This window comes from Patescibacteria group bacterium, assembly GCA_041662965.1.
GTDB lineage: Bacteria > Patescibacteriota > Patescibacteriia > Patescibacteriales > GWC2-42-12 > JACPHD01.
The window spans coordinates 240998-253291 of record JBAZRI010000001.1; the positions used below are offsets into that span (position 1 = coordinate 240998).

General features: G+C 36.3%; 10 protein-coding genes. 9 read left to right on the forward strand and 1 reads right to left on the reverse strand.

The window, feature by feature from the left end:
- Positions 1 to 130: 130 nt before the first annotated feature.
- Genes WC639_01020 through WC639_01030 form a run of 3 tightly spaced genes read left to right on the forward strand, consistent with a single transcriptional unit; the run spans position 131 to position 3215 of the window.
- Positions 131 to 1135 carry a radical SAM protein gene (locus WC639_01020; protein MFA6306376.1) on the forward strand — a complete coding sequence of 335 codons (1005 nt, stop codon included), beginning with the start codon at positions 131 to 133 and terminating at the stop codon, positions 1133 to 1135.
- The gene (locus WC639_01025) at positions 1119 to 2108 is read left to right on the forward strand and encodes a radical SAM protein (GenBank protein MFA6306377.1); all 990 of its coding nucleotides are present in this window, start codon (positions 1119 to 1121) and stop codon (positions 2106 to 2108) included. Before WC639_01020 ends, WC639_01025 begins: the two co-directional genes overlap by 17 nt.
- A 3-nt stretch (positions 2109 to 2111) precedes the next feature.
- Positions 2112 to 3215, forward strand: coding sequence for a radical SAM protein (locus WC639_01030; GenBank protein MFA6306378.1), 1104 nt, complete (start codon positions 2112 to 2114; stop codon positions 3213 to 3215).
- Between the two features lie 62 nt (positions 3216 to 3277).
- Here the strand turns inward: WC639_01030 and WC639_01035 are convergent, their stop codons facing one another.
- Entirely contained in the window at positions 3278 to 3772 is a 495-nt protein-coding gene (locus WC639_01035; GenBank protein ID MFA6306379.1) for a hypothetical protein, read from the reverse strand.
- 97 nt (positions 3773 to 3869) lie between these two features.
- Here WC639_01035 and WC639_01040 point away from each other — a divergent pair, with 97 nt between their 5' ends.
- The 6 genes from WC639_01040 to tsaB all read left to right on the forward strand — a co-directional run bounded on the left by WC639_01040 (position 3870) and on the right by tsaB (position 12051).
- A complete protein-coding gene (locus tag WC639_01040; GenBank protein MFA6306380.1) occupies positions 3870 to 5093 on the forward strand; it encodes a glycosyltransferase family 4 protein in 1224 nt (407 codons plus the stop codon).
- Positions 5090 to 7123 carry a putative glycoside hydrolase gene (locus WC639_01045; GenBank protein ID MFA6306381.1) on the forward strand — a complete coding sequence of 678 codons (2034 nt, stop codon included), beginning with the start codon at positions 5090 to 5092 and terminating at the stop codon, positions 7121 to 7123. Before WC639_01040 ends, WC639_01045 begins: the two co-directional genes overlap by 4 nt.
- A gap of 19 nt (positions 7124 to 7142) precedes the next feature.
- Positions 7143 to 9008, forward strand: a complete 1866-nt coding sequence (locus WC639_01050) for a hypothetical protein (GenBank protein ID MFA6306382.1) — start codon at positions 7143 to 7145, stop codon at positions 9006 to 9008.
- A 172-nt stretch (positions 9009 to 9180) separates the two neighbouring features.
- Positions 9181 to 10488, forward strand: a complete 1308-nt coding sequence (locus tag WC639_01055; protein MFA6306383.1) for a hypothetical protein — start codon at positions 9181 to 9183, stop codon at positions 10486 to 10488.
- 2 nt (positions 10489 to 10490) lie between these two features.
- The gene (locus WC639_01060; protein ID MFA6306384.1) at positions 10491 to 11669 is read left to right on the forward strand and encodes a glycosyltransferase family 4 protein; all 1179 of its coding nucleotides are present in this window, start codon (positions 10491 to 10493) and stop codon (positions 11667 to 11669) included.
- Positions 11670 to 11676: 7 nt separating this feature from the next.
- Positions 11677 to 12051, forward strand: a complete 375-nt coding sequence (tsaB, locus tag WC639_01065; protein ID MFA6306385.1) for a tRNA (adenosine(37)-N6)-threonylcarbamoyltransferase complex dimerization subunit type 1 TsaB — start codon at positions 11677 to 11679, stop codon at positions 12049 to 12051.
- Positions 12052 to 12294: the final 243 nt, after the last annotated feature.

The following is a 12294-nucleotide window of genomic DNA, read 5'->3' on the forward strand; positions in this document are numbered from 1 at the left end:
AGCGAGAGAACGGCAAAAAACAATATTAAGGCTAATATTAAATAACTTATTGCTAGCACGCCTGGTTGCCCTTGACTTTTTTTATAAAATATATTATTATGTAAGGTCATAAAAATGTATAATTAAATAGATGAAGAAACACCAATACAATCAATATTACTCCAAAATCTCGATTATTAGAAGGCATATTAAGACTAGTCTGCCATATTTAAATATTAGCAAATTTTTAAATATTTTGCTATCAAAAATAGGAGAGGCTATAGGTTTGGAAATAATCAGGCCCAAACCTTTTTTTATAAAGATTGAGCCGACAAATAAATGTAATCTACGTTGCCCCGGCTGCCGGCAAGCGCTTGGGGAAAAAGATCATATGCCAGGCGGCTATTTCGGCGATATGGATTTTTCCGCATTCGCTAAAATAATTGATGAGTTGAAAAAGTATTTGGTAAAAGTCTCTCTTTATTTTGAGGGCGAATCTCTAATCAACGGGCAAATCAGTCAGATGGTTAAATATTTATCCGATAGAAATATTGGCAGTGTTATTAGCACTAATTTTAATTATCTGCCGGATAAATTAGCCGAAGAGCTGGTCGCCAATAGATTAACTCATTTGATAGTATGTCTTGACGGCTATAACGAAGAAACATATCAGAGATACAGGCGAGGAGGCAGTTTTCAAAAAGTTGTTGAGAATATAAAAAAAATTCAGATAGAAAAAAATAAACAAAAATCAAAATATCCGTTGGTTGAAATACAAACAATCAATTTTTCATATTATTCAAGCGAAGAGAAAGAGAAGATTAAATTACTGGCCGAAAAATTGGGCGCGGATTATTTCACTTTTAAAGATGATCTAAATTCTTATTATAATAATCCGCGGCCGGCGGGTAAAAGATGCTTTTGGTTGTATGGCCACCCGGCATTCCGTTGGGACGGCGAAGTCCAGCCATGCTGCTATTATTATAATAAGGAAGATAATAATTTTGGGAATATTAAGGAGAGTAGCGTAAGACAAATATGGAATAATAAAAAATACCGCGCCGCCAGAAGGTATTTTAAGAACGGCGAGAAAGATAAATCATTAAATATCCGTTGTTACTATTGCGATTTTTTTAAATATGAAAATAATAAATAAACAACCTCGCACCGCGACTTTAGCCGTAACTTATAGATGCAATTCACGTTGCCGGATGTGCAATATCTGGCGAAGTAAAATTGCCGACAGCCTAAAGCCGGCTGACTATTTAAAATTGCCGAAAAGTTTAAATGATATAAATATTACCGGCGGCGAACCATTTTTAAGGGATGATTTATTAGAGATATTGGATAGTATTTTTAAAAGATGCAACCCTGAAAGATTGGTTATTTCATCCAACGGTTTTTTAACCGACCGGATAGTCGGTCTAGCTAAAATAATCTTAAAGCGTAGCTATGCCGACCGCGTTATTATCGCTTTGTCTCTGGACGCTCTAGGCAAAAAGCATAATGAAATCCGGGGAGTCGTTAATGCTTTTGAACTGGTTATTAACACAATAACCGAATTAAAAAGAATCGGCTTTAATAATATCGGCCTAGGTTTTACTTTTATCTCCGGGAATGAAGATCAGTATTTACCCGTCTATGAATTCGCCAAGAAGAATAACTTAAATTTCGGCGCGACTATCGCCCATAACGCGGAAAATTATTTTTCTACGGACAATAATGAAAAACCTGATTATAAAATAATTAAAAAGCAGACTGATTATTATATTGGTGAAAAAATAGAATCGTTTAAAAAAAATGAGCTGGGCAAATGCTATTATATGCATGGCTTAGCTTATTATGCCAGGACGGGGAAAGCGTTAGTTAATTGTGACGCTATGCGCGGGTCATTTTTCATAGATCCGCGGGGCAATATTTATCCCTGTAATATTTTAACCGATATCGCCGGCAATTTACTTGAGGCAGATTTTAAGAATATTTGGCAAAGCCGGGCGGCTGATAAAATTAGATGTAAAACAAAAAATTGTCCGACTGCCTGCTGGATGGTCTGCACGGCCAAGCCGGGGATAAAAAAACACTGGCTAAAAACAGGGCTTTGGTTAATTAAACGTAAATTGAAGCAATAAAATATGTTTAATAAACATAAAACAATTAAATACGGTAAAATTGCTTTAGCCAAATTAAAGAATATATTTGTTGGCAATATTTATTTAAGGACAGGATTATTTATGCCCCGGCCGACTAAATTATATTATTTGATGTCAAATAAATGTAATTTTCGCTGTCAAATGTGCCCGCAATGGAAAATCGGAGAAGGTGAAAATATTAGTGGTTATATTAGCGAAAACAGAATTAAAGAGATAATTAAAGAAATGGCAAAATTAAAAATTTTTGAATTTGGAATTTCCGGCGGCGAACCTTTAATTTTTAAAGACAAATTATTAAGGCTGTTAAAATATGCTAATGAGCAAGGTCTCTATACCCATTTCGCGACCAACGGCAGCTTATTAACCGAAGAATTTTTAGAAAAATATGATAACTTCGGCGGCGGCCATATTTCACTGTCTTTGGACGCGGGCGAAATTTTACATGACAGCTTGCGCGGATTCCCCGGCGCTTATAAAAACGCCATGGCAGTGATGAAAATATCCAGCGGTAATAAATATAAAAATATAAATTTAAAAATTAACATTACGTTGACTAATGAAAATTTAGATGAAATAAGCCCCTTGCTCATGAAAGCAAAAGAAATTGGCGCGATGGTTTTTATCCAGCCTTATGATGCCTACGATTACGGCAATAAAAATATAGATTATAAAGAAAATAATTATCCATTATGGGTTAAAAAAGAAAATTATTTTAAATTAAAAAAATTAATCAGTAAATTATTAGAATTTAAAAGAAAAAATCCGGAGATATTATTAAACGACGAAAAACACTTGAAAGTTTTTTATAGTTATTTTACCGATAGCAATTATTCAGCCAAGTGCTATGCCGCCATAGACCAAGTAACTATAGATCCTTTCGGCAATGTGATATTATGTAAATTCGGAAAAATTGTTAATTTGCGTGACACCAGCTTAAAGGATTATATATATAGCAAAAAAAGAAAAGATATCGTTAAGGCCAGCCTGCAATGCGGTGAAGGTTGTTTGCTTGGTTGTATGTTTAAGCCAAGTCTTATAGATTTAATCAGACACGGAAGCAAGCAGTTCTTTAAATTAATAAAATAAAAAAAGCGGACAGGGACAAGAATTTTTCTTGTGTATCCGCAATTGAGTGCCTACTTGTTGGTTTATTCGTTTAAAAAACCAGTAGGATCAGTACAAACTTTATAGTTTTGGGGAGATTGCAGTTTCTTATTAAGTAAATAATTTTTGCCGCCTTCTTCTCCCCTGAGGATCACGATAGCATCTGTTACTTTGTAGCCTTGCCATTTATTCTCCGGTCGTGGCGAATAGTGTGTGTAGTATATAGCATCTACTATATCTGCTATATCTACAAATTCAATTTCCTCTGTCTGCTGGCCCTGGTAGCGAACTATAGTATATTCGATGTCATGATATTTTTGCATACTGTCTGTTTTCCACTCAGCAGGTTCCTGGTCGCAGGCTACTCCACAAACAACGACATAATAGTCTGGTTTAGGGAAATAAGAAAGCATTTCTGAGGTACTGGCGCCCTTGTTAACTTTTTTTATCTCTTCTGAAGCGTAGGAAATTGAGCACACAACACTTACAAAGAGAACAATCGCCAAAAAAATACTTACGTTACGGATTTTCTTAAACATGGTTTTTCCTCCCTAGAATAGGTTAAATATGAATTTTAAAAAAGCAATGAATATTATTGCGAATTGCAATCTTAATTTATATCATATATTGAGTAATATGTCAAGAGTATTAAAAATTCTACAAATAAATAAATTTTATTATTTAAAAGGCGGCAGCGAGCGGCATATGTTTGATATAACTCAAATATTAGAACAAAAAGGCCATGCCGTAATACCTTTTTCAATGCAAGATCCGAGAAATAAAACCTCTGAATACGATAAATATTTTATAAGCGAAGTAGATTTGAATAAATTCAGCCTGAAAAATATTGTAAAGTTTTTTTGGAATTACGACGCGGTTAGAAAGCTGGAAATATTAATTAGAAATGAGAAGCCCGATATCGCCCACTTGCATAATATCGCGCACCAGTTTAGCCCGGCGATTATATATGTTTTAAAAAAGCATAAAATACCCGTTGTCCAGACTTTGCATGATTATAAATTAATTTGCCCCAATTATAAGCTATTTAATAAAAATAAGGCTTGCCTGAAATGTTTAAACGGAAAATATTATAATTGCTTTTTGGGCGAGTGCGTGAAAAATTCTTACTTAAAAAGTTTTTTGGCTATGCTCGAAGCGTATTTATATAAATGGTTAAGAACATATGCTTTGGTTGATTTATTTATCGCTCCCAGCCAGTTTATGAAAGATAAATGCGTTGAATCAGGAATCAAGGAAGAAAAAATTAAAATATTAAGACATTTTGTAGATGATAAATATTTTAGTATTAATAGCGAGGTCGGAGATTATCTATTGTATTTCGGCCGCTTATCTGATGAAAAAGGAGTTGATATTTTATTTAGGGCCATGCGGGAAACTAATAGCGGGCAGAGATTAAAAATTGTCGGCGCCGGCCCGGATTATGAAAAGTATAAATTAAAAATTTTGGATAGCCGACTCTCGGAAAAAGTTGAGTTATGCGGGCCTAAATATGATGATGAGCTTATTGGAATCGTTAAACAGGCTAAAGCCATTATTATGCCGTCAGTTTGGCCGGAGAATATGCCATATAGCCTTTTGGAAGCTATGGCTATGGGAAAAGTAGTTATCGCTTCACGGATCGGCGGCATGGCAGAGGTTATAAATGATAAGGCCAACGGATTTTTATTCAGGGCGGGTGGCGAAAAAGAATTAGCCTCGATTATGAACAATTTGGGTAATTGCAATCTAGAGAAAATCGGTGAAATGGCGAGAGAATCAGCCAGTCGCAATAAAAAAGACGAATACTGCGAAAGTCTTTTGCGTATTTATCAAGGAGCGGAAAGGCAGGCGCGTTTATGATAATTAACAATCATAAAAAAATATTAATTTTTTTTCTTAGTTTATTATTAAACCTTGGTTTGTTTAGCGATACGGCATCGGCGGAAATTAAAAGTGATTATCCCAAAATCGCCAATTATTATCTTCAGCCATGGATGCCGGCTGAAGACGCGGACGAATTATATAAATACGATTTAATTATTCTTGACGCGGACGTTGATACGGTAAATCCGGAGCTTATTCCCGGTATAAAAAAGAAAAACCCAAAAGCTATAATACTTGCTTATATTCCTGCCCAGGGAGTTAATACCGAGGACTTAAATTCATGGGCAAAACTAAGAAGAGAAGAATATAAAATAATTAAAGACAATGATTGGTGGTTAAAAGACAGCCGGGGCGATATAATTAATTTTTCAAATATTTGGCCGAATATTAAGTTTGTTGATCCGGGCAAAGGCTGGGCTGATTATTTATCCACGGCCGCGAAAAATGAATTATCCGACAACACTTACTGGGATGGAATTTTTTATGACATGATGTTTGCTAATTTGGGATGGCTGAATAATGGAGATATAGATATAAATCAGGACGGTAAGAAGGATGATATAAGCTTGGTGAATCAGTATTGGCAAAAGCAGATGAATGATTTGCTTAAAAAAACCAAAGATAAGATCGGCGGCAAATTGCTTTTGGCGAATGTTGATATAGTCGATAAGTATGCCGGGTTGCTTAACGGCACGATGATGGAAAATTTTCCGGCTGCTTGGCTGGGTAAAAACGGCTGGTCGATATTAACTGATCAATATGTAAATAATCTGCCTTTGATTAATCAATTTCCGAATATTTATATTATTAATTCAAATTTGAATAATGCCGAAGTGATGAGCGATTTTTCCGCCATGCGCTTCGGTTTAACCAGCACTCTGCTCGGCGGCGGTTATTATTCTTTTGATTACGGCGATCAGGATCATTCTCAAAATTGGTGGTACGATGAGTATGATGTAAATTTAGGCATATCGATGTCGAACCCCTACAACCTGCTGAACAGAAGCAGCCAGGCCGTGAAACTTGGGCTATGGCGCAGGGATTTTGAATTCGGTGTTTCAATAGTAAATTCAACCAGCGAGAAGCAAAGGTATATTTTTTTAAAAGAGGAATTTGAGAAAATTAACGGCGCCCAGGACAGAAGAGTAAATAATGGAACTAAAGTTAATTATATAGACCTAGAGCCTAAAGACGGCGTTGTATTATTGAAAATTGATAATATGATTAAGGAAAACAGCTTCAACAACGGCAGTTTTGTCCGTGTTTTTAACCAAGCCGGAGATCAGACAAGAAACGGTTTTTTTTCATATCTTGATAGTTATTCCGGCAGCGTTACTGTTTTAAATAGCGATATTGATAATGACGGCAGAATTGAGACCCTGGTCAACGGCCAAGGCGTGATTACAATATACAAAGACGGGAAAGCAGTTTCAAATTTTTGCGTTTATGATAGAAAATTTAATGGGGATGTTTCATTCGCCGTCGGCGATCTTAACGGCGACGGCACCAAAGAGATTATCACCGGAGCCGGACCGGGCGGCGGCCCTCAGGTGCGGATATTTTCAAAGGACGGCCGGCCTCTAACCGGCGGATTTTTCGCCTATGATAAAAATTTCCGCGGCGGAGTGAATGTGGCGGTTATAGATCTTAACGGCGACGGCACCAAAGAGATTATCACCGGAGCCGGACCGGGCGGCGGTCCTCAGGTGCGGGTATTTTCAAAGGACGGCCGGCCTCTAAACGGCGGATTTTTCGCTTATGATAAAAATTTCCGCGGCGGAGTAGATTTGGCAGTCGGTGATCTTGATGGCGACGGCACCAAAGAGATTATTGCCGGAGCCGGGCCGGGAGGCGCGCCTGAAGTAAAAATTTTTAGCAAAGACGGTAAATTATCAAGCGCTTTTATGGCTTATAACCACAACGATAAAAATGGTATAATGGTAATGTCTAATGATATCAATAGTGATAAGGTGGATGAAATTTTGGTAAGTTTAAGAGGGAATTAATTATATAAATTTTAAATATATGAATATGCCAAACAATGATAATAACAAAAAAGAATATAGCCAAGAAGAAGGCAACTTAGAGATAGTAAAGATTAATAAAAACAATAATGCTATCGCCGTAGATAACTGCGCTCCTGGCGTTAAAAGGAGCGGCAATATAATTATCGGCACCCTTAATGTTTTTACGTGCCCATTTAAAAAAAGGCATGCTAAATATTATAAAGAAAGTACTTTTCATTTGGTAGCGGATATAATTTTAGCATTGATAATTTTTGGTTTGATTGGCATTTTGTGCTGGTTGGTATTTTTTGAGCCGGGGCAGAAGATGCTTTTAGAGTCTAAGTATTTAAGCGACAAGATCACCAGCGGCCAGATGGAAACTTTCGAAATTAAATATATTAATAAATCCCAAGAAGAGTATCAAAACACTTCTTTGGCCGTTATTATGCCGGAAAATTTTATTTTAGATTCTGTGTCGCCGGAAAATGTATTTGATAATAATACAAATACTTTCCATCTCGGTAATTTAACGGCAGGCGGGAACGGCAAAGTAAAAATTAAGGGTATAATTTTGGGCGACCTTGGCAGCCAACAGACTTTAGCGTATATTTTTAATTATTATTATAAAGGCAGTCAGGAAAACGTGATAAATTCGTTAATTTATAATATTGAAGATTCTGCCTTAGACGTTAAGCTGATTTTGCCTAATAGAATTTTTCAGGGCGTCGAATTCTTCGGGAACATAGATTTGTCCCTTAATTCAGATATAAATTTTGAGGAAATTAAGTTAGAATTTAGTGATAATTTAGAAATTATCTCGGGAGAAGCGGTAAAAAAAGATAATGATATTTTAATCAATGAAATAAAGCCCGGAGAAAAAAAACAAATAAGTTTTAAAGCTATGGCTAATCGGGGAGGCCCGCAGGATTTTGAATTAACGGCCAGCGCTTTATTTAATAATAAGAATTTAAAGCAGAGTTTAATTAAAGAAAAAAGAGATATTCAAAAATCAAAATTTATAGTTTCAATTAATACTGATCAGGAGATTATCAAAGACAAAGAGGCGGTAAATTACGTAGTAAGTTTTATAAATGATGAAACGGAAAAGATTAGCAATGTAAATTTTTATTTTGTTTCCGGTAATAATAATTATCGCCTAGGTAATTTTAATATTACCTATCCCGGGAGTTGCGATATAACAGCCGAAAAATTTACGGCCAGTAAAACTGAATTATCTCCCGGGGAAAGTGAACGGATTGAGTTAAGCGCTAGCTTTATAAATTATAAAAGGGATTTTAATCAGGAAGTATATTTATCAGCGGTAGTAAGTTATGAAATTAACGGAGAAAAATTAAAAAAAGTTATTTATTCTCCTAAAGTTAAAATTTTATCAAATCTTAATGTTTCCGCGGCGGGTTATTATTATAGCCGGGAGGGGGACCAGCTGGGGGTAGGCCCTTTACCGCCTACCGTAGATATGCTGACAAATTATTGGATTTTCTTTGATATCGGTAATTTTGGCAATGACCTTGAAGATATTAATATTGTTGCCCAGCTCGGCAAGGATGTAATCTGGGGTGATGATAAAAGTCTCTTGGCCGGGGAATTATATTTTGGGCAAGAATCAGGCAGGATTGTTTGGAATATCAACACTTTTGGTAAAAACGAGAGTAATAAAAAGGCCGGTTTTAAAATCGGGATAATACCAAAATCCAATGATATCGGGAAAATATCAACTTTATTGGAAAATATTGAATATAGCGCATATGATAAATTCTGCAATAAAAAAATTTCTGGCTCTTTGAGCGATATTACCACTGATTTGGTTATGGATAAATTGGCGTCAGGCAAGAGCAAGGTTATTAGCAGACCATTGACAGATTAATTTTATTATGGTAAGTTCCTTAGTTAAAAGCATGAAACATTAACTTATATAAAAATACATTTTATTGTTGAATATTAGTCAATAAATTAAGAAATCATAGAAAAAATAGAAATAATTTCTGCCAGCGGTCTATAATGTATCGCAACAAGTGAATAAACAATTATTTAATATTATGAACACAAATATGAACATAAATAAGCTAAAAATTACATCAACAACGGTCATTATAATAATATCCATAGCCGCGATATTATTTTATGCTAATCTTTCTCTTGGCAAAGCTCGGCCATATTATTCCGGCCAAGCCATTCGTTTTCAGAATAAAATAGTATTCGCCACTGTGAACACAGGAGAGTTTGAATTATTCGTTTTAGATAATAACAAAATAATTAAAACCGCTTCTATTTCTAACGCTTACGGATATGACTCGGGAAATAAAGCTTTTGATAGCCAAGTAATGAAACAGGAGGCCGATAGGCTGTATGCTTATTTGGTTAACGGGGCATATTTATATAAATATGATATTACCGATCCTTTTTCGCCTAAGCTAGAAACAAGGGTTAAAGATAATTCCTGGGACTGGTTTACTAGTTTAAGCAAGGCGGGAAACTATATAATTTCCAAGGGCACTAAGGGTATTAAAGCTTGGAACAGCAATTTAGATATTATTAACGCGTATAATATAATCAATAGTGGTTATTCGGATAATTTGAGATTATCGGAGACAATGAAATATATTTATAATATTGACGGCGATAAATTGCAGATCTATTCATCAGAAAAAAGAGATTTGTTAAAAGAGATAAAGTTTTTTTTAAACGAAGAGCATGTCAGAAAATTATATAATGACGAAAAGGCAGGCTTAGTTTATATGGTTGATGACCAAGCGTTAAGGGCTTATGATTTAGGCGGTGTTCTAAAGAAAGAATTTAAGCATATATCTAAACTAGGGTATGATGTCGCCGCTTTAGATAATAGCAAATATTTATACTTTTCCGATGGCGTCGGAATCGTTAAGGCGAAAAAGAGCGATTTAAAACCGGTTGATTGGATTTTTACTACAAAACTGGAGATTGAAAACGGCTGGGCCATGGGCCTGGATGTAGCCATGGATAAAGACGGAGAAAAAGTTTTTGTTTTTAACGAGTCAAGCATATTAGTTTTAGATGAGGATCTAAAGTTAGTGGATTATTATTTGGCGAGTGGAGATAGCAGCAAGCCAATTGAATCTTTATATTTGAATTATGATAAAAAAAGCAGTTCGCCAGGGGAATATATTGCTTTATCCGGCGGCGGATATGGGCTGAATGAGCCGTTGCAGATAATATTTGCCGGAACCGAAATTAATGCCACGAGTAACAAAAATGGAAAATTTAAGGAAATAATTAAAGCGCCGTCAGTTTTACCTGGCAATGTGCAAATAACAGTGAATGGAGTTAATTCCGGCCGAACTTATAGCATCAGTTTTGTAATTAATTAATTATGAAAATATATTTTATCGGTCAAAAAGGCATACCGTCAAAATTCGGCGGAGTGGAAAAGCACGTGGAAGAGCTGTCCTCGCGCCTGGTTAAGGCCGGGCATGAAGTTTTCGTTTATACTCGGCCCAACTATACCGATAAAAATTTGAAAAAATATCGGGGAGTTAATTTAATCAGTTTGCCTGCTATCGCGACTAAACATCTGGACGCCATTACTCATACTTTCCGCGCTTGCTTGGATTTAACAAGGCGCGAGGCAGATATTATTCATTTTCATTCCATCGGCCCGTCATCTTTAATTTGGCTGGCTAAATTATTAAAGCCGGGCGTGCCGGTTATTTTTACCTTTCATACAAAATGCTATGAGCATAAGAAATGGGGGGCATTAGCTAAGGCGTGCTTAAAAATAGGCGAGGCAATCGCCTGCCATTTAGCGGATAAGGTAATAGTGATTTCGCCGTCGCTGGCCGAATACACCTTGGCTAAATATAAAGTTAGCGCGGCTTACGCTCCTAATGGAGTCAGCCTGCCTAGAATAGTTAAAGCTGATAAAATAAAAAAATGGGGGTTGAGAGAAGGCAATTATATTTTAACGGTCACTAGATTAGTCGGCCATAAGGGCGTGCAGTATTTAATCGGCGCTTATAAAAATTTGAAGACTAAAAAGAAATTAGTCATAGTGGGCGACGGCGCTTATACGGATAATTATGTTAAAGAATTAAAAGCGGCGGCTCAAGGCAACAAAAATATAATTTTTACCGGCAATCAAACCGGCCCGGAGCTGGCAGAGTTATTTTCTAACGCTTATCTTTTCGTCCAGCCTTCCGAGTCGGAAGGTTTATCTATCGCTCTGCTTGAAGCTATGGCCTATAAAAATTGCGCGCTAGTCAGCGATATTATAGAAAATAAATATGTGGTCGCGGATTGCGGGTTTATTTTTAAAAATAAAAATATAAAAAGCTTGCGACTGAAATTATCGTATTTGCTGAAACAGCCTAAGTTGGCGGATAAGTGCGGCCAATCAGCCAGAGCAAGAGTCAGCGGAAATTTTAATTGGTCTAAGATAGTTTTTTCCATAATAAAAATCTATCGTCAATCTTCAGCCGAAAAGAATAAGCAGCCGAAATATTTTTTTAAATTAAAGTTAGCCAGGAGAATAGCAACTATGTTTATGCTATAATTCTAGTATGACCCTATTAATCGACACCACGCAAAAAGATTTGATCGTGATCGGCTTAAAAGATAAAGATAAGCTTATCGCCGTTAAAAAATTCAAGTCGCACCGCACCCAGGCGGAAAAGCTTTTGCCGGCCATAGGCAGACTGCTTAAAGCCAATAAATTAAAATTAAGCGATCTTAAAAAGATAGAAGTGGAGAATAGGGGAGGCTCGTTTACTTCGCTGCGCATCGGCGTAGTGACGGCCAACGCTTTGGCTTACGCGCTCGGTATTCCGATATCTGGCGGCAAACAGCCGGAAAAAAGAAGCAAAAAGCTAGCCGCCGCCGAGCCGATATACGACAGGGAGCCGGAGATTACCAAGAAGAAATCCCGTAGCTCGTAACCCGCAACTCAAAACTTAAAATCGGGAGCTACGAGTTATGGGTTACGAGTTATGAGATTTGTGGATAAACTTGTTGATAACTGCCTGAGAAAAATTGTATAATATTTCAAATAAAACATCCGCCGATAAATGACGGATGTTTTTTATTATTTTTAATTTAACTTTAGCTTAAATTTTAGTGGCGGCTTATCATTGACAAATGGCAAATTGTGGTATATAATTATAGTATTATGGTGAATGGTG

Coding starts and splice junctions, on each gene's coding strand:
- WC639_01030 (MFA6306378.1), top strand. CDS start 2,112: ATGTTTAATAAACATAAAACAATTAAATACGGTAAAATTGCTTTAGCC.
- WC639_01025 (MFA6306377.1), top strand. CDS start 1,119: ATGAAAATAATAAATAAACAACCTCGCACCGCGACTTTAGCCGTAACT.
- WC639_01045 (MFA6306381.1), top strand. CDS start 5,090: ATGATAATTAACAATCATAAAAAAATATTAATTTTTTTTCTTAGTTTA.
- tsaB (MFA6306385.1), top strand. CDS start 11,677: ATGACCCTATTAATCGACACCACGCAAAAAGATTTGATCGTGATCGGC.
- WC639_01035 (MFA6306379.1), bottom strand. CDS start 3,772: ATGTTTAAGAAAATCCGTAACGTAAGTATTTTTTTGGCGATTGTTCTC.
- WC639_01050 (MFA6306382.1), top strand. CDS start 7,143: ATGAATATGCCAAACAATGATAATAACAAAAAAGAATATAGCCAAGAA.
- WC639_01040 (MFA6306380.1), top strand. CDS start 3,870: ATGTCAAGAGTATTAAAAATTCTACAAATAAATAAATTTTATTATTTA.
- WC639_01055 (MFA6306383.1), top strand. CDS start 9,181: ATGAACACAAATATGAACATAAATAAGCTAAAAATTACATCAACAACG.
- WC639_01020 (MFA6306376.1), top strand. CDS start 131: ATGAAGAAACACCAATACAATCAATATTACTCCAAAATCTCGATTATT.
- WC639_01060 (MFA6306384.1), top strand. CDS start 10,491: ATGAAAATATATTTTATCGGTCAAAAAGGCATACCGTCAAAATTCGGC.